We start from the raw sequence: 22,644 nt of genomic DNA on the forward strand, positions 1-22,644 counted from the left end.
CAGAAAAGCGTGCGTTCCGAAAAACTCTGTCTATTCTGAAACCATGTCGCTACCTGGAAAGTCTGTATGAGAAACCGTTACTGGATCACCGCTGGAATTGGACTCTTGCTGTTATCAAGCTGCCAGCCAAACCGTTCTAAACAAGCAACCATACAACCTTCTCCGCAGACATTTGCCGAACCGATCGTGCCGCCGCAGCCCAAAGCTTTACCCACACTCAAAGTCCCCGGCATGATCCCAACTTCAGAAACCAAAACTCCGTTGATGCCAGTCGCAGTTTCTAGCACTCGCGATCCGTTCGCCGCAGCTACTATCCCGACGAATCTCAAAGCCACACTTCAACCTGCCGCTTCCCAATCTGCAACCCCCTTAAATCGCAATCAACCTGTTGCCCCGATCCCGCAACCGTCGATCGCCTATCGTCCGATCCCGCAACCCGCCCCTCTAAGTGCTCAGCCGCTCCCCGCTTTGCCGATCGCGGGGACTGCAAACATCGCGCCACCCGCACCCCCGGTATCGCGAACAAACCTAGCAGACGCGATCGCACTCACAGGTGTCATTCAAGCTGGGAGCCAGTTAAGCGCGATCGTGCAAGACACAGACGGCAATTCCCGTTATGTTCAAGTCGGTGAAAGTCTGGCAAATGGGCAAGTCACGGTTAAACGAATCAATCTCAACCCAGCCGGAAATCCATCGGTCGTGCTGGTGCAAAACGGCGTAGAACTCACAAAACTGGTCGGTCAGGCTGAAAGCTGATCGAACCAAAAACCTGGTAGTGCGGATATCTTGCCCGACACCGAACAACCCCTAAACCTCGCAATGGGGGTCTCCAACCCTCGCCTTGTTCGCAGAGTTGCTACATTGAAAGCATCTAGAGTTAGGCGATAACTCTACACTGAGAATGCCACATTCAAGAGATCAGATATGAAGCTTTCCAGAAAGACGCTCGAACAAAAGCTCGATCACGTTTACGATGTCATCATTGTCGGTGGAGGTGCAGGTGGGCTCTCCGCAGCCATCTATCTCCAACGCTATCGACTCTCTTGCCTCGTCATCGAAAAAGGTCGCGGTCGATCGTTCTGGATGCAAGAGCTGCAAAACTATCTTGGTCTTCCTGCGGGAACTCCCGGACGAACGCTGCTGCAACAGGGTCAAAATCACTTTCTCTCGCTCGGTGGCGACTACCTCATGGGCTATGTCGAAGCAGTCCAAGACGAAGGAGACACCTTCGCGGTAAAAGCCAAGGTCGGCAAACAAGAAAGCAGCTATCCCGTGTTTCGATCGAAATACGTCATCGCTGCCAGTGGCATCATTGATCATCTGCCCAGACTCGAAGATATGCAGAACGTTTTTGACTATGCAGGGCATAATCTGCACGTTTGCATGATCTGCGACGGTTGGGAAATGGCAGATACGAAATGCGGCTTATTTGCAGGGACAGAAGGCGCAATCAATACCGCTTTCGTGCTCAACTGGTTCACGCCCTACATTACCGTGTTCACTCAGGGCTTATTTGAGGTCAGTGATGAGATGCGCGAGAAGCTCAGATCACATGGTTACCCATTGATCGAAACACCCCTGAAGCGATTTATCGGACACGACCACGAAATGACCGGAGTTGAACTGGTAGATGGCAGCACGATCGAGCTTCAGACCGGGCTCGTGGCAATGGGTTCGCATTATTACAATGCTTACTTACAAGGCTTGAATCTTAAGTGGAAAGGCGGCAATTTGGTCACAGACGAGATGTGCCGTACCTCACATCCCAGAATTTTTGCGATCGGAGACTTAAAAGAGGGGTTAAATCAAGTATCAATTGCGGTTGCAGATGGTACATTGGCGGCAACTGCAATCTGGCGAGACATTCGCCGCTCGTCTCCTCCGCGATTATGGGAGGAAAACCTCAACTTGATTACCCCAAAGGGAGTACCTGTCTCGTGATTCAAATCGATGCTTCTCACGCCCAACAGATCCACGCGGAAAATCTTCGCCTCCAAGAAGAGCTGCAAATGCGCGATCAGCTCGTGCAGCAGTTGTCTCAAGAACTGTTTCGCTTAGTCAAAGGCAACGCGACCGCACCTGCTCCGGAAGATGACGACAAGAGCGATCGCCATCTTGCAGAAGTCCAATCGCTGCGGGATGAGCTTCAAACCGTAGAACAGCAAGTGACGTTTTACCAAGAGCAGATTACAGAGCGCGATCGCGAGATTTACGAACTGCGGCAGACCACCCAGGAATTAACGGAGCGTTCTAAAATGCTGGAGCAAGTCGTACAAGAGCTACCCAAAGTCTACCGCCAAAAATTTGCCGAGCGAATGCAGCCTGTGCGGGAAAAAGTGGCAATGATTCAGCGCGAAAATCGTCAACTTCACGCCGAATTGCAGAGCGTCAACTACCGTCTTGCAGTGAAAAATCGCCGCAACGGACACCTAGATTTGCCTTCTTTTCCACGGGAAGAGGGTGAGATTTCGCTGCCCAGTTTTGGGAATGCTTAGAGTAGGTTTCTAACGCAATTCATTCATAAAGCCCTACAGATTCAAGACTGTGAGGGCTTTTTGCTTTTTTAGCAATCGCGGCTCAAGCAGCTTGCAGCACTGCTTGAGGTTGAACGATCGATCTCAAAATCGCCTCGTCATTCTCGTAGATCGCAAACACGCGATCGAGCTGCGTAATCTCAAAAATCAATCGAGTTGGGGGGCGTAATCCACAAAACACCAATCTTGCGTCCGATTGTGCTGCTGTTTTCCACCCGGCTACTAAGGTCACTAATCCTGCACTGTCGATAAATTCAATACTCGATAGATCAACGACCCATAGTTTGTAGCGGCGACACACTAGCGTTGTCCATTGTTGCTGCAACGCTTCACCGCCTGCCGTATCTAGCTGACCTTGAGGTCGTAGCACAATCACTTCATGCTGCTCAATTAACGCCATCCCACTCTCCTCACACATTTCGTCCGATCGCATCTCAAATCACCTATCTCAAACTTTGACACTTAAAGCTCAGATAAAGTACCGTTGATTCGACGATGATCGCAATCAGGGTTCCTCATTAGCTCAGTAGTTGTACTTACTCTAAGCAATTCAACTATAAAAATTTTATTTCCGGATACCATCAGCGATTGCGCGACTTTCATTGAAACTTTATGTTGGCAGACACTGACCCTTCAGTTCGGTAAAGATTATTTGATCTGTATGGGAAATTACGGATGTTTCTTCGGCTCAGTCCAAGCATTCTAGTAATTTCATGCGGTTTCTCGTTGACACTTGGAGCGAAACCACGTCAAGATCAAGGCAGGGATTAAGCTTTGTAAAGGTTGTTAAAATGTCACTAGAGCTGATTTCGCCGGAAGCGATCGAGCAACTTGCTCAACAGTATGGATATTGGGCGATTTTTCTTGGAATTTTGCTAGAGAATTTGGGGCTGCCCATTCCCGGTGAAACAGTGACGCTTGCGGGCGGTTTTCTGGCAGGTAGCGACCAGTTGAATTACTGGTGGGTAGTTGGCGATGCCGCGCTAGGTGCGACGATCGGTGGCAATCTCGGTTACTGGATTGGTCGGTATGGCGGCTGGGCACTGCTGCTGAATCTTGGCAAACTGTTTCGGATTAAAGAAGCGCAAATCGAAGATCTGCGGCGGCAGTTTGGCGAGAATGCAGGTAAGGCAGTGTTTTTCGGTCGGTTTATTGCACTATTGCGAATCTTTGCCAGTCCGTTGGCAGGAATCGCCGGAATGCCGTATTGGAGGTTTACGCTGTATAACACTGTGGGCGCGTTAACTTGGGCAACGGTGATGGTATCGTTGGCATACTTTGCAGGTCAGATTGTGCCATTGGAGAAGTTATTTACGTTGGCTTCTCAGTTTGGTGTCGTTGCGTTTCTACTGGTGGCAGCTTGGATTGTAGTGCCGTTCTGGTTGGAGTCGCGTAAGTCGAAGCAGTTAGTCGCAGAGAGCGCGAAGGGTGAGGCGATCGCGATCAATGAGGCGATGGACCAGCAGGACAAGGAAACTAATCTGAATAAAGATTAATCAAGAAGTGAACGATCCACTTCGCGCGGTCGTCTGTTTGTGAATCATAAGCCGACGATCGCGCAATTCTATTTGCTCTCTTTTGTACTTGCTTCACTTTCTCCCGGTCTGCCCGTTCTTCTCATTCTCATATCGTTAGGTGAAACACCCCAACAGTAAGAGTTCGGAAATTCGCATCAAATTTTTCTGAGTGGGAGAAGCAAGTTTGTTAGCCTAGAGATACATGAAATCGGGCATTCTGCATTGAGTAGGATGTCCATAAACCTAGACGCTATTTTTTACGAGGGGATGAGCGAGTGGCTGCAACCAACTTCAAAGATTACTACCAAATTTTAGGGGTGAGCAAAACCGCAAGCGCTGACGACATTAAGAAAGCGTTTCGCAAACTCGCACGCCAATATCACCCCGACGTGAATCCGGGCGATAAAGCCGCAGAAGCCAAATTCAAAGAAGTCAACGAGGCGAACGAGGTTCTCTCTGATCCCGACAAGCGTAAGAAATATGACCAGTTCGGACAATACTGGCGACAAGCGGATCAAGCGGGTGCGCCTCGATCGACCTCCGGTTCTCGATCGCCCTTTAATAATACGGCTGGATTTGATGATGTCGAGTTTGGGCGCTACGACAACTTTGAGGAATTTATCAACGATTTATTGGGTCGATCGCCTTACGGTGGACGCGATCCCTTTCGCAATGCCACTTACCGCGCTCCGGGTGGATTCACGACCGACGATCGCGCCACTGCTGGAGAAAATCTTGACATTGAAGCTGCGATCAAGCTCACTTTCTCAGAGGCGTTTAACGGCACAGAGAAGCGACTAAGCGTGAATAACGAGGAAATTAATGTCCGCATTCCCGCAGGTGCAAAGGTTGGAAGTCGCGTGAGAGTGCGCGGTAAAGGGCGCTCTAGTCGGTTCTATACGAGTCAGCGCGGGGACTTATATCTGACGGTTGAGTTGTTGCCGCATTCGTTCTTCCAGTTTGATGGGGATGGCAATTTAGTCTGTGAAGTGCCGATTGCCCCCGATGAAGCGGTTTTAGGAGCGCAAATTGACGTACCCACGCCAGACGGAATGGTGAAAGTGAATGTGCCAGCAGGGGTGCGATCGGGGCAGTCGCTGCGCTTACGCGGCAAAGGTTGGAAGAATCAGAGGGGCGAACGTAGCGATCAAATGGTGAAGATCACGATCGCACCGCCGAAGGAACTGAGCGCGATCGAGCGGGAGGCATACGAGAAGATCCGCGACAATCGCAGCTATGATCCGCGCAGTGCGATCAAGTCTGTGGCGCTTTAGAGCGAATCGATCGCGTTTAACAGCGTTGTAATGCTGGCATTGTGATCGAGGAACGAAAAGAGATGCTTGTATCTCAGGATGCCTTGGCGATCGAGCAAAAATTGGGCGGGTAGGGGTGCGCCGAGGGCTTGACCTGTGCGATAGTCGCGAAAGGTTTTACAGCTTGAATCGCTCAGTAACGGGAATTTTAGCCCTAAATCTTCAACGACTTTTTTGCTTTGCTGTTCGTCGGTGCTGGTAATCATTAAGAGTTCAACTTGTCGATCAACAAACTCCTGATACTGCTCGTTCAAAGCCTTGATATGCGGATAGCAAAACGGGCAATACTGCTTTTCGGTAAAAATTCGTGTGAACGCTAAAATCACAGGACGATCGTTGCGGTAATCGGAGAGTTTAACGCGGCGATCGTTTTTGACATCTCGCAAATTAAACTCTGGTGTGGCTTGTCCCAGCGTTAAGGAATTCGTCGCTGGAATCGGCATGAAATTTTGAAAAAATCGCTGATTAATTAAGCCGCTAAAGTCGGTAGAGGTCAACATAAAGTGAATTTCAGCAAAACGCACTTCTTATTATGAAGCGATCGCGCCTAGAGTTTCAGCCTAAAGCTGTCTCGAATATGAAAATCGGCTTCGGTACCGCAGTGCTCGATCGCCCAATACGTAACCTTGTGATTCAGTTGTTCGCTCACAGCCGTTACGCTGATTTCAAGGGGCTCGGTCAGTTTAATGACCTCTAGATCAAGCTCGACTGTGAGTGTTGTATGGTGCGATCGGGTTTCGACTTCAAAGGGTAGCGATGAAAATGCCGTGTCTTCCTGCATCCCGGAACGATAATCATCAAAGCGGTACACATTCCAATCACCGCTGGGAGAAAGATTGAATTCCCAATAGGTGCGATCGTTTTGCGCTCCGATAAAGAACTCAAAACAAGTCGCTTCCCATAGATTATGTTTGCGGTTAGGAAGCGTTTTAGCAGGAATGAGAACCTGAGATTGATAATCGATTAGGTCATATTGGAGAATCAAGCGGTTATCACTTCGATCAACGCTACCTGAAAGACTCAGAATCGCTGGATCAAATGCTGCATCAAATGGATAGAGGGTGAAGTTTTGAACGCTCATCGTAAGTCTGAGATAATACTGCGAACCAAGGATTCTTGAGATTCAATACTTTGAGTAAGCTGGAATTGCACCAATGCCCGGATCAGATTGTGTTCTGGATAAGTTGTTTTGAAGTAAACATTTCCAGCCAAGTAATCGGTAAAAAATCTCAAACCTAACTCGAACGCAATGAGACGAATTGCATCAAACAAGTAGGAGTAATCGGCATCTGTTAGAAATGCCTTTGCTACCGTGAGATAGCCGCGTAAAATTCCTTGGCATAACTCTGGCTCAAATCGAACTGATTCCCACTGCCGGGTTTCTTCTCCGATCGCGTTACATCCCGATCGCAAGCAATCCCCAATATCGTAATGAATTAATCCAGGTTTCACCGTATCCAGATCAATCACACTCACTGCCTTTTCAGATGCTACATCCATCAGAATGTTATTAATCTTTGGGTCGCCGTGCATTAATCGGACTGCTAACTTTCCTGAATGTTTTGCATTCTCTAAAATATGTGCCCAAGCTTGTCGATCGCGAATAAATTTCAAGCAGTAATTCACTTCTGACGATCGCTCTATCGTTGTCTCTGCAAGCGTTCGATCGAACTGCTGCAAATAAAGTGGTGTGATGTGAAAGCCCTCAAGCGTATCGGTTAGATCTGTGGCAGATAAATCACTAATTAAGCTGTGAAACATTCCCAAAGCGTAGCCGATTTCTTCAGCATGAGCGAGATTTTGAATCGTGTCGTACGATCGAGAATTTTCAATAAAACTGATTGCTCTCCAAAACGCTCCATTTTCATCAACATAGTGATCTCGACGATCGCAAGTAAAAATTACCTGTGGCGTTTCCCATCTACGATCGAGTTCTAGTTCTGATAGACGTTTCTGAATATGTTGTGTGCAAAGGCACATATTTCGCATTACAGATTCAGGTTGATGAAAAACCTGAGTATTAATTCGCTGTAATACAAATTTTGATTTATCTAGTGTTACTAAAAATGTGTCATTAATATTACCACTACCAAACGGTTGAATGTTTCCAATTGTGTCTCGCGCGAACTGAGCCGCAATTTTACCTAAATTGGTTTTCGATTTAGCTTGTTGATGAGTCATTGTGCAATCGAATGTGGTGCAAGCTATTATGCAATATTTTGTCCGCTCGGCGTGAATATGACGATTTAGTGAGTTCCTTGCCAATGAGAAATCCGCGATATTACTGATTTGTACTCCCTGATGCGTGTTCTATCAGCCTGCTTGGGAAACCTACGCATTGAGCAAACTAGAACCCCTGTCCTCCTGGAGAACTTTATGGAATTCGCGGGATTACCCAACTGGAATCGCCCACTCTCACTCGAAAACGGTACACCTTCCTCGATCGCGGTTCCGCAGAATTACTTAAATCAATTCTCTCAGCTTCACAATCGAGCTTCATCGTTGGTTGTGATTGATCCAACCGTGCCGAATTATCAGGAGTTAGCCACCGGAATTCAGCCGGATACCCATGTGCTAATTCTCGATCCCGCACAAGACGCGATCGCACAAATTACACAGGCACTTCTGGGACAGACCGAAATTTCTAGTTTGCATCTCGTCTCACACGGAAGATCAGGCGCAATTCAACTCGGTGAAACCTGGCTTGATCGTACCGCCCTCGATCGCTACCAGTCCGACTTTCAACAATGGGCGAAGTCTCTCACCGAAGACGCAGATATTCTGATTTACGGCTGTGATGTCGCTCAAGGGGACGCAGGACGCACTTTGATCACACAATTTAGCCGTCTTACGGGTGCAGACATCGCTGCTTCGGACGATCTCACTGGAAACGCAGCCCTTAACGGCGATTGGACGCTCGAAGTGAATACGGGCGACATCGGAACGCAGATTGCCTTCACCGCCGAAACACGCTCCAACTATGCAGCAATTCTGCCTGTAGATTTAATTTCTGTTGGCAATCCGACCCTCGCAAAAGGCAGCGTCGGACTCGAAAGCATCGGGCAGAACTCGGTCAGCGGAGACGGTCGATATATCGTCTTCACCAGTCGCGCCACGCTCTCAGCCAATGACGCAAACGGGGTCACAGATGTCTTTTTATATGATCGTCAAGCTGATACCGTTACGCTCGTCAGCCGCAACGCAACGAATACTGGTAGTGCCACCGGAGCCTCGTTAAACCCGGTGATTAGCTACGACAGTAACTATGTAGCGTTTGTCAGTAATGCCAATGATCTGGTTAGCTCGATGACGAGCAACACAACTCAGGCAAGCAACATCTTTGTCTGGGAGCGATCGACGGGCAATATTACCCTCGTGAGTCGTGGTGCCGACGGAAAAAGCGGACTGTTCGACTCCTCCGCCCCCAGCATCAGCGACGATGGTAGCCGAATTGCTTTTCAGACCCAAGCCCAACTGCTCGGCTCAGATTCAAGCTCCGTTCCAGATGTGTATGTCTGGGATCGATCGACCAGCGCTCTGACGCACATCAGCAACAATCGCACGGGTTTGTTCAGCACAACTGAGGGTGCCGAGTCTCCAGTTATCAGCGGCGACGGAAAGTATGTCGCATTTACCAGCCTTTATTCAAACCTGAGCTTTGGGGATTCAAACACCTCTGAAGATATCTTTTTGTGGCAGCAGTCCGATAACACCCTTTACAACTTGACGATGAATCCCCAGGTTGCGGGCAACGCTGACTCCCGTAATCCGGTGATTAGTCGTGACGGCAAGCGCGTTGCGTTTACCAGTGATGCCAGCAATTTCGCACCAGATACCAACAGCGTTTCAGATGTCTTTGTGTGGACGCGCTCTGGGTTTAATGAATTCGGTGCGCCACAAGGCAGCATCCAACTGGTGAGCATTAACAGTGCAGGGAATAATTCTGGCGACAGTGCTCAGGGCTTTGGTAACAATCCGGGTTCGCAAAATCCCGTTATCAGTCGCGATGGTGACGCGATCGCTTTTACCAGTTCTTCTACCAATCTGGTTGCTGGAGATACCAATGACAAGATTGATGTGTTTGTGCGAAACCTAGTCAGCAATCAAACGGTCTTGGTCAGTCGTGGCGCAAACGGTATTGGAAATGGGGATTCAGGCAATCAGAGTTTGAGCGAAGATGGGACTCGCATTGCATTTACCAGTGATGCTACAAATCTAGTTGCCGCCGATACCAATGCTCAGCAAGATGTGTTTGTGCGCGATATTTCAATCGGAAAACCGGACTCTGAGAAAACCTTTTTGATTAGCCGCACTCCCGCAGGGACTGTCGGTGATAATGCGTCAGGTACGAATTCGAGTGAAGTTTTCTCGTCGATTTCGGCTCCGGTGATTAGTGGGGATGGCAATATCGTTGCTTTTGTCAGTCTTGCCAAAAATCTTAATGCGGAAGATACCAATGCTTTGCCCGATGGCTTTGTGATTCCAGTGACGAGTGGCAATGCAACCTTGATCAGCCGGCGCGATGATAATCCTGATCTCGCCTCTCGCACCGGCAGCGGCAGTTCGACGATCGCGCCCCATTCGCTCAGTGCAGATGGGCGCTACATTGTCTTCACCAGCGCGGCTCCAGAGATTGTCGATGGAGATACGAATGGTGTTTCAGATGTGTTCCTGCGCGATCGACAAACTGGAACAACGACCTTGATTAGCAAAGCGGCAACGATCGCCAACGGAGCTTCTGGCAATGCCATGATCAGCTCTGATGGGCGATATGTGGTGTTCACCAGTGCAGCCAGTAACTTGGTCGGTGGTGATAACAATAATGCGGTTGATATTTTCTGGGTCGATCGGCAAACGTCGCAGCTCCGTCTGGTCAGCCGTGCAGCCGGTGAAGCAAACAGCGCCAATGCCGAGTCAGTGAATCCGGTCTTGAGTGCCAATGGCTTGTTTGTCACCTTTACCAGCACCGCATCCAACTTGGTGAGCAGCGATACGAACAATCAGCAGGATGTGTTCTTGTGGAATAGCCAGGATGATTCGATCGCGATCGTCAGCCGCGGTAGCGCTCAGAGGGATGGTGCTTCCGAACAGCCTGTAATTAGCGCGGATGGTCGATATGTGGCGTTTGTCAGTGCAGCAACGAATCTAGTAAGCGGTGACACAAATGCTCAGCGCGATGTATTCGTGTGGGATCGGCAAACAAACGCGGTGACGTTGGTGAGCCGAGCGAGCGGTGTAAACGGTGCGGTTTCGGATGGAGATTCGTACCAAGTCAGCATCAGTCAGGATGGACGCACGATCGCATTTACCAGTACCGCGAGGAATCTCACAGGGACACTCGATGCTGATGGGGACGAAGATGTATTTGTTCGCAATTTAGACACCAACGCAACGATTCATGTCAGCGCAAATCGATCGGGAGGATATAGCGTCAGTCCTGAGTTCTCGCCGCTCAAAGCCTCAAATCCGATGATTAGCGGCGATGGTAAGTTTGTGGTATTTTCCAGTGACTTTGACGATCTCGTGGCCAACGATGCGAATGGCGTTAGCGATATTTTCCGCCGCAATCTGGCAACAGGCGTAACAGAACTGGTCAGCGTCAACAAAGAGGGAACGAGCAGCGGCAATAATGCTTCGGGTGCAGACGGGGGAACGGGCAGCGGTTCTGGTCGAGGTTCGCTTGATCCGATGATCAGCACCGATGGTCGGCTTGTGATTTTCAATAGTTTCTCTAGTGACCTTGCAGACGGAGATGCGAACAATGCGTTAGATGCGTTTGTGCGAGATATGAATGCTGGGTTTACAACCCTGGTGAGCCAGATTCCATCTGAAACGAATAGCGGACGCGGTGCTTCATTCAATCCTGTTCTCAGCGGCAACGGGAATTACATCGCGTTTAACAGCCTTGCAACTGATTTAACGCCCCGTGATCTCAATAGCAGCGTTGATGTTTTTGGATTGAATTTAGAAACGACGGTTAGTTTAACGCTAGACAAACCGACGATCGCAGAAAATACTCCCGCAAACACCGTGCAGTACAAGATTCGTCGGAACCGCACCAATGGCGATTTGACCGTGAAGCTGGCGATCGCTCCCTCTAGCACGACGGCGGGCGGAGATTATACACTCACGGCTGATCCAAGTCTGAACCTAACGCGTAATGAATCAGAGATCACGATCAAACTTGCAAACGGAGTTGCTGAGGGAGTCATTACCTTAAACGCGATCGATGACATTGAGATTGAGCCTGAAGAAACATTAAATCTCAGTTTGATTGCCGCACCGGAGTATGCGATCGCAGATAGCTTCGGAGCCACTTCGCTGAAAATTACGGATAACGATATCCCAATCCTGGTTTCGGTTTCAAATGTCACAATCGATAGTACCGAAGGAAATGCAGGCGAGAAAGAATTTACATTCCAAGTGAAACTTTCGGCTCCGGCAACCACCGCTCCGGTAACAGTGCGGTATGCAACTCAAACGGGCACCGCGGATGCAACTGACTTTACCGCCGTATCCGACACCCTTACGTTTAATGTCGGTGATCCAGATACAAAGACGGTAACGGTGCGGGTCAAAGGCGATACGCAGTTTGAACCGGATGAAACATTTAGCCTTGTGTTAAGCGATCCGAGTGCGAATGCAAGACTGGCGACGAATTCTTCAGCAACCGCCACGATCGCAAACGACGATACGATCCCGACGATTACGATCGCAGGTGCAGATTCAATTACAGAAGGGGATACCGGAACGCAGGCTTACACCTTTACCGTATCGCTGAGTGAGGCAAGCAGTACTGAAGTCAAAGTAGATTATGCGCTTCGCGATCTAACGACAGTGAGCGGGACTGATTATGTGGCTGTTCCGGCTGGCACATTGACTTTTGCGCCGGGTGTGAGAACTCAAACCATTACGGTTTTGATCAATGGCGATCGCCTGTACGAAGACAATGAGCAGTTCCAAATCGAGCTTTCTAATCCCGTTGGGGCAAGTCTTCCAGACGAGCAGAAGCTAAAAACTGGAGCAATTACCGATAACGATACTGCGCCTAGCATCACGATCGAAACCGCTTCACAACAGTCAGAAGCGACAAGTCCCTACAATTTCGTGGTCAAGCTCTCAGAAGCATCAGGTCGCCCTGTCACCGTGAAATATGACACGATCGATGGCACTGCAACCGCAGGAGAAGACTTTACTGCTGCGTCTAACACGCTGACCTTTGCCGCAGGTGAAACGGAAAAAACAATTGAAATCCCCGTCACCAACGATACCAAGCGTGAACAAAATGAGACCTTCTCAGTTAAATTAACCGATGCAGCTAACGCAACAATTACGACCGATACTGCAACGGCAACGATCGCAGATGATGATACAGTTCCCACCGTTGCGATTACTAATGTGTCGCAAGTAGAAGGCAACAGCGGTGATACTCCGCTGCAATTTACGGTCACGCTCTCGAATGCAAGTGATCAAGAAATTGTATTGAATTACGAAACGAAAGATGGAACGGCGATCGCTTCAGACAGCGATTATCAATCCAGTTTTGGAACAATTAAGTTTGCACCTGGAACAACAAGTCAAACGATTACGGTGAATGCAAAAGGAGATACAAAACGCGAAAGAGATGAGACTTTCGCGCTAGAGCTAACCACCGCAACACCGAATTTAGTCACGATTCCCGCAACAGCGATCGGGGTCGGTACGATTCAAAACGATGACACCGCACTCCCGACGATCAGCGTTTCACCTGCCACCGTTTCAGAAGGAGGTGTCCTATCATTCACCGTCTCGCTTTCGGATACCAGCAGCGATGAAATTCGCGTCAACGTTGCAACCAGTGATGGAACCGCAACTTTAAGCGATTCGGATTACACAGGACGAACAAGCGAAACGCTGGTTTTTGCACCGAACGAACAAACAAAAACCATCACTGTACAAACAACTAGCGACAATAAGCTGGAGGAAGATGAAACGATCGCGCTGACATTAACGAATCCGGTCAATGCAACACTTGCAGGATCAGGAAGCGCGATCGGAACGATCAGAAACGACGACCAGCGCCCGACGATCGGCATTGCCAGCACTCCCTTGAGCGAAGATGATCCGCAAGCTGCCGTTTATCCGTTCACCATTCGGTTGTCCAATCCCACTACTCAAACCGTAACGGTAAAATATCGCACGATCGACGATACCGCAACCGTTGTCGATAGCGATTACGTCGCAGTTCAAGGAACTGTAACCTTTAACCCTGGCGAAGTCGAAAAAACGATCACCGTCAAAGCGAATTCCGATCGCAAGTTTGAACCCACAGAACGCTTTATCGTGCGGCTCGAAGATCCCGTCAACGCCGATCTTGCAACTTCTGCAACCGATGGATTCGGCGTTCTAAACAACGACGATGCGGCACCTCAATTGTCGATCGTGTCGCGCACTGGAACGCAAGCCGAAGGCAACAGCGGCAGGACTTCATTTGAATTTGTCGTGTCGCTCAACAATCCCAGCAGCGAAGAGATTCGCGTCAACTATGCGACGATTGATGGCACGGCTTCAGGTTCAGACTACGAAGCGGCAAATGGGACGCTGATTTTCGCACCTGGAGAAGAACAAAAAACGATCACGGTGAATGTGTTGGGAGACACAGTGCTTGAGCCAGAAGAAAGTTTCCTCGTGCGCTTAAGCAATCCAACTAATGCCACCATTTCCGGCAGCAACGAAGCGCGAGGCACAATTCTCAACGACGATCAAGCGATTCGTCCAACCATTCAGATTGAGGATGTAATTGCTAGCGAAGGCAGCGCAGATACGACCTATACCTTCAAAGTCAAACTCTCAGAGGCAACCACCAATCCAGTCAGCGTCCAATACCGCACCCTCGATGACACAGCCGCGATCGCGGATAACGATTACATTGGCATAACCACAGCGGGGACTCTCACTTTTGCGCCCGGTGAAGTTGAGAAACAATTCTCAGTTGTCGTTCGCGGCGACACAAAATTCGAGCCGAATGAAACCTTCTTTGCCGAGTTAATCAACCCTACAAATGCAGACTTGTCCTCGGTCAATCGAGCGCGAGGTGTGATTAACAACGATGATGCTCGACCGACGATCAGTATCGGTAACGTTGTGGTTTCAGAAGGCAATGTCGAGGGTACTTTCACAAACGCAACGTTTACCGTCTCGCTATCAAACTCCAGCAGCGAAGCGATCAGCGTCAATTACACAACCGTTGATGGAACTGCACAAGCAGCAGACAACGATTATGAAACCGCAGCAGGAAGGCTGACGTTCGCACCCGGAGTCACCAGTCAGCAAATTACGGTTCGAGTCCGAAGCGATCGTAAATTTGAACCTGATGAATCCTTCTCAATCCAACTTTCGTCGCCGACAAACGCTGATTTGTTCACTGCTGCCAATCAAGGGATCGGAACTATTCTTGGCGATGACTTCCGACCAACAATGTCGATCGACGATGCCACCCCAGTTTTAGAGGGCAACGTAGGCGCAACTCCAGTCCGTTTCACCGTCCGCCTATCTAATCCCAGCAGCGAAGTTGTCACCACAAAATACGCCACTAAGAACGGAACTGCAAATAGTACCGACTACGCTGGCGTTACCACCCCGACCACACTCACGTTTGCACCGGGACAAACAGAACAGACCATTACTGTGCAAGCGATCGGCGATGCAGTTTATGAACTCGATGAAGCCTTCACGGTTGAACTCAGCGATTCATCAAACGCCCAAATCACAGACGGTAGCGCCACTGCAACCATTCAGAACGATGATCCACTGCCGAAACTGTCGATCGCAGCCGTAGAAACCAGCAAACCCGAAGGGAACAGCGGCATTACGCCGTTTACGTTTGAAGTCAGTCTGAGCGAAGCAAGCCCGACTCCGATCACCGTAAATTACACCACGGTAGATGGAAGCGCGACTCTTGCAAACAACGATTATGTAAGAGCTTCAGACACACTCACGTTTGCACCCGGCGAAACGAAAAAAACCGTTATCGTCAATATCTTAGGAGACGCGCTATTTGAGGGAAATGAAACGCTCCAGGTTTCACTCAGTAATCCAACGAATGCCATCCTTCAAGCCAGTGTCGCCACCGCCACGATCGCAGAAGACGACACCCCACCGACCCTAAATAACAATAGCCCTTACGACATCTTCTGGCGGAATCAATTCACAGAGCAGAATCTACTGTGGCAACCTGCGGGATCGCTGCTCGATCGAGAAGTCCCACTGATGACCATTCCTGATCCCCGCTGGAGAGTGGTGGGAACGGCTGACTTTAACGGCGATGGCGCGGGCGATTTGCTCTGGCGAAACAGCACCACCGGAGAAAACGCAATCTGGTGTATGAATGCTGATCTCACGGTTCAAGGAAGCTTTCTGCCCTCTGTGATGGGAGCTTGGCAAATTGTAGGCATTGGGGACTTTAACCGCGATCGCAAAGCCGATATCCTCTGGCGCAATCCTCAAACGGGCGAAAACGGCATCTGGTTTATGCGCGATACCACGCTCAGCACGACTGCTTTCACCTTCAGAGTCAGCGACCCAAGCTGGAGCGTGTCACAGGTGGCTGATCTCAATAACGATGGCAGCGCGGATATTGTTTGGACAAACTCCAGCAGCGGTGAAGTTGGACTCTGGCTGATGGACGGAGCGACGATCAAGGAAGCTCGCTTAGAAAAGGTTTCAGACTTAGCATGGCGAATTGCAGCCACGGGCGATATCAACCGCGATGGCTTTGTGGATTTGCTCTGGCGCAACGAGCGCACCGGTGAAAATGGCGTTTGGCTGATGCGAAACGGTCAGTTTGAGCGCAGCATCTTCCTTCCAGCGGTTGCCGCAACCAATTGGCACATCGAAAGCCTATTCGATTTCAACGGCGATCAAAGCCTCGATATTCTTTGGCGCAATCGCACCACGCAAGAAACGGTCATCTGGTTCCTCAACGAAGAGCGAGTGGGAACCATGACGAATCTTCCGAACTTGCCCGATCGTAACTGGTCAATTCAAGCCGTCAACCGCTTCAGCAATCAAAGCAAGGGCGAGATTCTGCTGCGGAACTTCCAAACCGGCGAAAATCGGGTTTGGCGGATTAATCTCGACTGGTTCGATCTCTCCACCGTCTTAGATCCCCAACTCGATCGCGATTGGGAAGTTCAGGGTACAGCGGACTTCGATCGCAACCGAAGCGCAGATATTCTCTGGCGCAATTTACGGACTCGCGAACTCTCGGTCTGGCTGACTCAGAACGGTCAAGTTCGCGACAAAATTACAATTGCCGACGGATTCGAGATTCCGATCGACTGGGTAATTCAAGGCATCGGTGACTTCAGCGGTGATGGTAGCCCCGATTTAGTCTGGCGCAATCGTCGCACCGGAGAGACGGCAATGTGGCTGATCAATGGCACTCAAGTTACCTCCAGATTCTTCTTGCCTACCGTTGATCCCGGTTGGCAAATTCAGGGTGTGGTAGATATGAATGCTGACCTCAATCTCGATTTAATCTGGCGCAATCCGACTACTGGGGAAGCTGGGCTGTGGCTGTTCGATCGCAGGAATGTTACTCGTCGCATTCTGCTGCCTACAGTCGATGCCACCTGGCAGATTAAAGGCTTTGCTGACTTTAACCGTGACGGTCAAACGGATTTAGTTTGGCGGAACAACAGCACCGGAGAGACAGCGCTCTGGTTTATGAATGGATCACAGTTCCAGGGTCAGTTTCTACTAACGGTGGCAACGAACTGGGATATCGTTGGGGTCGGTGACTTTAACCGGGATAACCAGTTTGATCTACTGTGGCGCGATCGTGCGACAGGCGCGAATGCAGTGTGGTACTTGGTCAATGGTTCGACTGCCTTTGCGACTTTCATTCCGTCGCTGTCGGATATCGGTTGGCAAGTGGAAGGCGTTGACGACTTCTAATCAGTGCTTCTTATGGTAAGATTTTTGCGTCTAATTGCGAGAATCAGATCATGCGGGCAGATACGGAATTCGGCGGTACGACGGGATTAATGGATGTAGATGCGGTACAAAAGACGCTCAATCGATCGCGAGCGTCGGTGTACCGCTATGCCAACACTGATCTAGAGTTGCTTAATCCGCCGTTTGACCCAAAGCGCCTGAATCCAGAGTTGCGCCAATCACCAAACGATCCGCTGATGTTTCACTCGAATGAAGTTGCGCGGTTTGCCAAAGAGGTGCTGAAAATTAAGCAGGTGACGATCGAAGTTCAAGAACCCCAACCGAATCGGACTCAGGAAGTTCTAGAGGCGATTTTGGCGGAACTGCAAAGTATTCATGAGTTATTAAAGGGGCGATCGTAGCAGTTAGCCTTTTCTAGTTTGGTCGAGGGTTTCTTCTTTGACTAAAACGGCGTGACTCGAAGGCTCGATCGGTCTTCCCCGGTATTTAGAGTAAACTTGCGTAAATTCCGCACCAAATAACAGGATTTGCGCCGAGTAAAACACCCAAAGCAACACAACGACTAACGACCCTGCCGCCCCGTAAGTTGAACCAATGCTGCTATTACCGAGATAAAGACCGATCAAGAGTTTGCCAATGTTAAAAAGCAGAGCGGTAACAGCAGATCCAACCCAAAGATTTTTCCACGGAACTTTTACATCAGGTAAAAATTTGTAGATGGCTGCAAACAATAGAGTGGTTAACGCAAATGTGATGACAAAATTAAGCACTCGTCCAACCTGAAGCACTTCGGGAAGCAGACTACCAAAGTAAGCACTCACGCCCGCAAATAGGGCTGATAATACCAGAGATACCAGCAGCAGAAATCCAATCACTAACACCATTGCAAACGACAAAAATCGAGCCTGAATAAAGCTTTTCACAGCTCGTCCCGGTTTCGGTTTGACTTCCCAAATGGTGTTGAGCGCCGTTTGCAACTGTCCGAATACACCCGATGCCCCAAAAATCAGAACTCCGATCCCGAGCAGCGTCGCAACGCCTCCTCCTGATCCGGGTCTACTCGCGTTCTGAATCATCGATTGAATGAATTCTGCACCTTGCTTACCGACCAGCCCCTGAATTTGCCGCACGATCTCCCCCTGCGCGGCTTCTTCACCATAAACCGCACCGACGATCGCGATCGCAATAATCAACAACGGTGCTAGCGAAAACATGGTGTAATATGCCAATGCTGCTGCAAGTAATGGCACATTATCTTCGTTCCATTCAGTGATCGTATCGCGCACCAAACGCACAATCGTTTTAAATCTCATCGCCGTAGAGTATAGAGTTTTAGAATAGCCTTAACAGCAAGACCCTACTGCAAAATTTGAGCGCACGTCATCGCTCACAAGTGAGAAGAAGCTTCTGTCTTTTGAGGGAGGAGCGATCGCAAAGATTGTCTAGCTTGTGTGCACTGCGAATCTAACTTCGGAGCGGTACCCGCACGATCACTTCCCTGTTAGCTTAAGCACATGAAATATAGCTCTGAGAAATCAGATTTGAAGCATCGAACTGATTGTTTCTAGAAATCTTAGGGTGAAGCTATTATTTTCAATCAACTAATCGGTAAGGAGATTACTATGAACATTCTAGCGTGGGTTGTTTTAGGATTATTGGCAGGCGCGATCGCAAAAGCAATCTATCCCGGACATCAAGGCGGCGGACTGCTCGGCACTATGATTTTGGGAATTGTCGGTGCATTCATCGGCGGAACGGTAGCGACGCTGCTTGAAACGGGAACGCTGGCGATCGGCTCAGCCTCCTTGAGCATTCCAGGCGTGTTTGTTGCCGTGTTGGGCGCAATTTTGGCAATCTTCATCTACAACAAACTGTCTCGTCGGGCTTACTAACAGTTAGGGCGATTCGCGTTTTGGGTTCAGATTGTGGTTCTGTCAGTCGAGCGGTGATTTGAAGTGATTCAAGTCACCGTTTTTTTCAAGGAATCTACCAGAGTTAAACAAAATCAGGCGATCGTAGCTCTGAGTCTACAACCGCCCGATCGCATTCTTATCAAAAGTTCTACGCTAATCGACGCTTCATCAACGGTTGAACTGCAACCAGCGCGATTACACACAGTCCAACTAGAATCAGCAATGCTCCACCAAGGGTCACATTTCCAAAGGGTGCTTGCATGATCACACTGCCAAAGCTCCAGTCCGGGTGAAGATAGAGGTAACGAATTGGCTCGATCGCATAGCTCAAGGGATTCAGCGTGGCGACGACTTGCAACCACTTCGGCATAAACGACAACGGAACGAGAGCCGTACTTGCAAATAGCAGCGGTAGATTCGTGACAAAGATCACCGCAAGCAGTTCAATATGTCCCGGTAGCGCAAACGCCAATCCTAAACTTAAGGCTGTGACCGCAACCACTAACAGCAACACGATCAGCGCAACTAACGCAAGCCCGAGCGCATTCGGCAATCCTGCCCCTAAGAATGCACTCGTTGCGACGATCGCTGCCGTTTGAATCAAGCTCAGTGTTGTAATAAAGATCGCCGATGCCATGACGATCGAAAACCTCGAAGCCAAGGGAGCCACAAGCAAGCGATTGAGAAATCCGAACTCTCGATCGAACATCACCGGAAGCCCAGCATTGAGCGCTCCACCAAATGCGGTAAAGACAATCACGCCAGCCCCTAAGAACTGACCATAATTCACCTGATCGCCAAACAATCCTTTGGGTGCATTTTGAAATAGCGCACCAAACAGAACCAGCCACATCAACGGTTGGATAATTCCTGCCAGCAGTGTAGAGGGACGTCGCTGGAGTTGAATAAACAACCGTCTAGTCATTGCCGCAGTTTCTTGCACAAACTCTCCAAACGAATTCGAGGGCGCGATCGTTGGGCGAGCTTCCAGTGCAGTTTTCGGAGGGGTAATGGTCGTACTCATAGTTAAAGTGTGAATGACATTCAGAATGGGTTGGCGGCTATCTCATACTTTGCTTGCGTTCTGCTTTCGGGTCGCGACTTCCAGCCGCAGCAAGTTCGGCATCCATGAGTGTGCGTCCGGTTGCTGCAAGATACACATCGTCTAGACTTGGGCGAGATTGAGCGATGCCAAAGGTGGGAAGTCCGGCTTGAGTTAGGGCTTGCTGAACGCTGGTTAAAGCCTCGCTATTTGGCGTTACGACTAAGTTTAGCGAATTGCCCTGCGCTCCATTAATAATGACTTCTTGAACCATTGGCAGTGATTCGAGTAGCAATCGCGCTTTTTCCGCTTCGTCGATCGGCGAGAATTCCCGAATCCGTAAAGTAATCCGCTCTCCCCCGACTCGATCTTTCAGTTCAGAAGGTGTCCCTGCTGAGATCACCACGCCGCGATCGATAATGGCAACGCGATCGGCAAGGGCATCAATTTCTTCTAGATAATGGCTGGTGATTAAAACGGTTGTGCCTTGTTCGCGCAGTTGGCGCAAGAAATTCCACACTACAACTCGGCTTTCGATATCAAGTCCAACCGTCGGCTCATCGAGAACGAGAACATCAGGTTGATGCAGGAGACCCGCAGCCAGATCGAGCCGCTTTTTTAAGCCGCCGGAATATGTACCGCTCTTTTTATCTGCCCATTCATCGAGTCCCAGCACGTCCAGAACTTCAGCAATTCGAGACTTAATCGCGGCTTTGGGCAAGTGATAGAGCGCGGCTTGGAGTTCAAGCAGCTCACGACCTGTGAGAACTTTATCGATCGCGACTTCTTGCGACACATAGCCCAATCGCTGACGGGCAGCACGGGGATTGTTGATCGCACTAATGCCCGAAATCTCGATTCTGCCTGCATCTGGCTCAGTTAATGTACACAGACAGCGCAGCGTCGTCGTTTTGCCGGCTCCATTCGGACCTAAAAGTCCAAAGATCTCACCGGGGCGAACCTCCAGCGACACATCTTTTACGGCTTCTACGCCTCCATAGCGCTTCTGTAATTTTTCGATTAACACTGCAGGAGTCATATCGCTCCTCCTCGTTTGCTACAAATCTTTAAGATGTCTTCTTTCTATTCTAAAAACTGTAAGCCGCAATCTCCCACGCATTTGAGATATTTATCAAGATTCCTGAATTTAGACCCAGATTTCAAGTGGCTGGTCTTTATGAGAAAGTATGTAAACAAAAATTAACTTATTTGTTAAGAAATATGATAATTTGTACCGTAGCAGGAAAACGTAGCGTTCTACAGCATTAGTTGTGCAGCATTAGAGCAATCGAGTTTTCTGCGAGCCGTCCAACACTCTAGGTCATAAATTATGCCGATTACCATTGACTCAGCCCGTAGTATTTTCCCTAGCACACTCTCGGCGGACGCTGTCCCCGCGACGACTGCTCGGTTTAATCAACTCAGCGCGGAAGATCAACTGGCATGGACTTGGTTCGCTTACCTGGAAATGGGTAAGACTGTGACGGTAGCGGCTCCGGGTGCTGCAAGTATGCAGTTTGCGGAACCGACTTTAGAGCAAATCAAAAAGATGTCCTTCCCAGAGCAAACCCAAGTGATGTGTGACCTCGCGAACCGCGCAGACACTCCGATTTGCCGCACTTATGCAACTTGGTCGCCGAACATCAAACTGGGGTTCTGGTTCCAGCTTGGGGAATGGATGGAGCAAGGAATCGTCGCTCCGATTCCGACAGGCTATCAGCTTTCTGCAAATGCGTCGGCAGTGCTGCAAGCCTTGAGAGAAATGGATCAAGGTCAGCAAATTACCGTCTTACGCAGTTCGGTCGTGGACATGGGATACGATCCCAACAAGCTCGGTGAGTTTACCCGCGTGGCTGAACCTGTGATCGCACCTAAAGCTCCGTCTCAACGCACTCAGGTCAAAATCGAAGGCATCAACAATGCAACCGTGTTGAAGTACATGGACAACATGAATGCGAATGATTTTGACGCACTGATCGAGTTATTTGCAACCGATGGCGCACTGCAACCGCCATTCCAAAGACCGATCGTTGGAAAAGAGGCAGTGATGCAGTTCTTCAGAGAAGAGTGTCAAAACCTGAATCTGATGCCAGAGCGCGGCGTGACTGAGCCAGCAGAAGATGGATACACTCAAGTCAAAGTCACCGGAAAAGTACAGACTCCTTGGTTTGGTGCTGCGGTTGGAATGAATATGGCTTGGAGATTTTTGCTGAATCCTCAAGGCAAAATTTTCTTTGTGGCGATCGATTTGCTCGCTTCACCCAAAGAACTAATGAACCTGGTTCGCTAGAAAATTGGCTGAGTGATCATTCATCATGTTCATGAGCGTTCTAAGTTAAGAACGCTCAATTATTGTATAAATCTTTTGGGACTGTGATTCGAGTTTAA

General features: G+C 49.4%; 16 protein-coding genes. 9 read left to right on the forward strand and 7 right to left on the reverse strand.

All coding sequences use genetic code 11. The features are described from left to right. The first annotated feature begins 66 nt into the window (after positions 1-66). From NC980_RS03135 to NC980_RS03145, 3 genes are all read left to right on the forward strand, one after another. Positions 67-756: a hypothetical protein gene (locus NC980_RS03135; protein WP_190379675.1), complete on the forward strand. Its 690-nt coding sequence runs from the start codon at positions 67-69 to the stop codon at positions 754-756. A 168-nt stretch (positions 757-924) separates the two neighbouring features. Continuing rightward, positions 925-1,941 (forward strand): NAD(P)/FAD-dependent oxidoreductase, encoded by a 1,017-nt coding sequence (locus tag NC980_RS03140; protein WP_190379676.1) that lies wholly within the window; start codon positions 925-927, stop codon positions 1,939-1,941. Further along, complete coding sequence (locus NC980_RS03145) at positions 1,941-2,495, forward strand: Npun_F5560 family protein (protein ID WP_190379953.1); 555 nt, start codon at positions 1,941-1,943, stop codon at positions 2,493-2,495. The genes NC980_RS03140 and NC980_RS03145 overlap by 1 nt, the downstream gene beginning before the upstream one ends. Positions 2,496-2,577: 82 nt before the next feature. Here the strand turns inward: NC980_RS03145 and NC980_RS03150 are convergent, their stop codons facing one another. Beyond that, positions 2,578-2,967 carry an STAS domain-containing protein gene (locus NC980_RS03150; protein WP_242027234.1) on the reverse strand — a complete coding sequence of 130 codons (390 nt, stop codon included), beginning with the start codon at positions 2,965-2,967 and terminating at the stop codon, positions 2,578-2,580. A gap of 358 nt (positions 2,968-3,325) precedes the next feature. Here NC980_RS03150 and NC980_RS03155 point away from each other — a divergent pair, with 358 nt between their 5' ends. Both NC980_RS03155 and NC980_RS03160 read left to right on the forward strand, forming a co-directional pair. Next, on the forward strand, positions 3,326-4,030 hold the full coding sequence (locus tag NC980_RS03155) for a DedA family protein (protein WP_190379677.1): 705 nt from the start codon (positions 3,326-3,328) through the stop codon (positions 4,028-4,030). Positions 4,031-4,326: 296 nt separating this feature from the next. Beyond that, on the forward strand, positions 4,327-5,325 hold the full coding sequence (locus tag NC980_RS03160) for a DnaJ C-terminal domain-containing protein (protein ID WP_190379678.1): 999 nt from the start codon (positions 4,327-4,329) through the stop codon (positions 5,323-5,325). Here NC980_RS03160 and NC980_RS03165 read toward each other — a convergent pair. From NC980_RS03165 to NC980_RS03175, 3 genes are read right to left on the reverse strand one after another with little or no spacing between them, the layout of a single operon-like run. Beyond that, on the reverse strand, positions 5,322-5,864 hold the full coding sequence (locus NC980_RS03165; protein WP_190379679.1) for a peroxiredoxin family protein: 543 nt from the start codon (positions 5,862-5,864) through the stop codon (positions 5,322-5,324). The two genes, NC980_RS03160 and NC980_RS03165, sit on opposite strands and share 4 nt — an antisense overlap. A gap of 47 nt (positions 5,865-5,911) precedes the next feature. Further along, complete coding sequence (locus NC980_RS03170; protein ID WP_190379680.1) at positions 5,912-6,445, reverse strand: DOMON-like domain-containing protein; 534 nt, start codon at positions 6,443-6,445, stop codon at positions 5,912-5,914. Then, positions 6,442-7,545, reverse strand: coding sequence for an aminoglycoside phosphotransferase family protein (locus NC980_RS03175; protein WP_190379681.1), 1,104 nt, complete (start codon positions 7,543-7,545; stop codon positions 6,442-6,444). The genes NC980_RS03170 and NC980_RS03175 overlap by 4 nt, the downstream gene beginning before the upstream one ends. 195 nt (positions 7,546-7,740) lie before the next feature. Here NC980_RS03175 and NC980_RS03180 point away from each other — a divergent pair, with 195 nt between their 5' ends. Both NC980_RS03180 and NC980_RS03185 read left to right on the forward strand, forming a co-directional pair. Further along, complete coding sequence (locus tag NC980_RS03180; protein WP_190379682.1) at positions 7,741-17,301, forward strand: Calx-beta domain-containing protein; 9,561 nt, start codon at positions 7,741-7,743, stop codon at positions 17,299-17,301. A gap of 50 nt (positions 17,302-17,351) precedes the next feature. Further along, on the forward strand, positions 17,352-17,702 hold the full coding sequence (locus NC980_RS03185) for a resolvase (protein ID WP_190379683.1): 351 nt from the start codon (positions 17,352-17,354) through the stop codon (positions 17,700-17,702). 3 nt (positions 17,703-17,705) lie between these two features. Here the strand turns inward: NC980_RS03185 and NC980_RS03190 are convergent, their stop codons facing one another. Then, positions 17,706-18,614: a YihY/virulence factor BrkB family protein gene (locus NC980_RS03190; RefSeq protein WP_190379684.1), complete on the reverse strand. Its 909-nt coding sequence runs from the start codon at positions 18,612-18,614 to the stop codon at positions 17,706-17,708. 309 nt (positions 18,615-18,923) lie between these two features. On the opposite strand from NC980_RS03190, the gene NC980_RS03195 reads away from it, so the two are divergent. Continuing rightward, entirely contained in the window at positions 18,924-19,193 is a 270-nt protein-coding gene (locus tag NC980_RS03195) for a GlsB/YeaQ/YmgE family stress response membrane protein (protein WP_190379685.1), read from the forward strand. A gap of 169 nt (positions 19,194-19,362) precedes the next feature. Here the strand turns inward: NC980_RS03195 and NC980_RS03200 are convergent, their stop codons facing one another. Together NC980_RS03200 and NC980_RS03205 are read right to left on the reverse strand one after the other, a co-directional pair. Continuing rightward, positions 19,363-20,238, reverse strand: coding sequence for an ABC transporter permease (locus NC980_RS03200; protein ID WP_190379686.1), 876 nt, complete (start codon positions 20,236-20,238; stop codon positions 19,363-19,365). 37 nt (positions 20,239-20,275) lie between these two features. After that, the gene (locus tag NC980_RS03205; protein WP_190379687.1) at positions 20,276-21,295 is read right to left on the reverse strand and encodes an ABC transporter ATP-binding protein; all 1,020 of its coding nucleotides are present in this window, start codon (positions 21,293-21,295) and stop codon (positions 20,276-20,278) included. Positions 21,296-21,586: 291 nt separating this feature from the next. On the opposite strand from NC980_RS03205, the gene NC980_RS03210 reads away from it, so the two are divergent. Then, positions 21,587-22,546 carry an orange carotenoid-binding protein gene (locus NC980_RS03210; protein ID WP_190379688.1) on the forward strand — a complete coding sequence of 320 codons (960 nt, stop codon included), beginning with the start codon at positions 21,587-21,589 and terminating at the stop codon, positions 22,544-22,546. Positions 22,547-22,644 lie beyond the last annotated feature (98 nt).

Source organism: Leptolyngbya sp. AS-A5 (assembly GCF_039962495.1).
Lineage (GTDB): Bacteria > Cyanobacteriota > Cyanobacteriia > Leptolyngbyales > Leptolyngbyaceae > Leptolyngbya.

Coding starts and splice junctions, on each gene's coding strand:
- NC980_RS03165 (WP_190379679.1), bottom strand. CDS start 5,864: ATGTTGACCTCTACCGACTTTAGCGGCTTAATTAATCAGCGATTTTTT.
- NC980_RS03170 (WP_190379680.1), bottom strand. CDS start 6,445: ATGAGCGTTCAAAACTTCACCCTCTATCCATTTGATGCAGCATTTGAT.
- NC980_RS03135 (WP_190379675.1), top strand. CDS start 67: ATGAGAAACCGTTACTGGATCACCGCTGGAATTGGACTCTTGCTGTTA.
- NC980_RS03155 (WP_190379677.1), top strand. CDS start 3,326: ATGTCACTAGAGCTGATTTCGCCGGAAGCGATCGAGCAACTTGCTCAA.
- NC980_RS03205 (WP_190379687.1), bottom strand. CDS start 21,295: ATGACTCCTGCAGTGTTAATCGAAAAATTACAGAAGCGCTATGGAGGC.
- NC980_RS03140 (WP_190379676.1), top strand. CDS start 925: ATGAAGCTTTCCAGAAAGACGCTCGAACAAAAGCTCGATCACGTTTAC.
- NC980_RS03195 (WP_190379685.1), top strand. CDS start 18,924: ATGAACATTCTAGCGTGGGTTGTTTTAGGATTATTGGCAGGCGCGATC.
- NC980_RS03185 (WP_190379683.1), top strand. CDS start 17,352: ATGCGGGCAGATACGGAATTCGGCGGTACGACGGGATTAATGGATGTA.
- NC980_RS03210 (WP_190379688.1), top strand. CDS start 21,587: ATGCCGATTACCATTGACTCAGCCCGTAGTATTTTCCCTAGCACACTC.
- NC980_RS03175 (WP_190379681.1), bottom strand. CDS start 7,545: ATGACTCATCAACAAGCTAAATCGAAAACCAATTTAGGTAAAATTGCG.
- NC980_RS03200 (WP_190379686.1), bottom strand. CDS start 20,238: ATGAGTACGACCATTACCCCTCCGAAAACTGCACTGGAAGCTCGCCCA.
- NC980_RS03190 (WP_190379684.1), bottom strand. CDS start 18,614: ATGAGATTTAAAACGATTGTGCGTTTGGTGCGCGATACGATCACTGAA.
- NC980_RS03150 (WP_242027234.1), bottom strand. CDS start 2,967: ATGCGATCGGACGAAATGTGTGAGGAGAGTGGGATGGCGTTAATTGAG.
- NC980_RS03180 (WP_190379682.1), top strand. CDS start 7,741: ATGGAATTCGCGGGATTACCCAACTGGAATCGCCCACTCTCACTCGAA.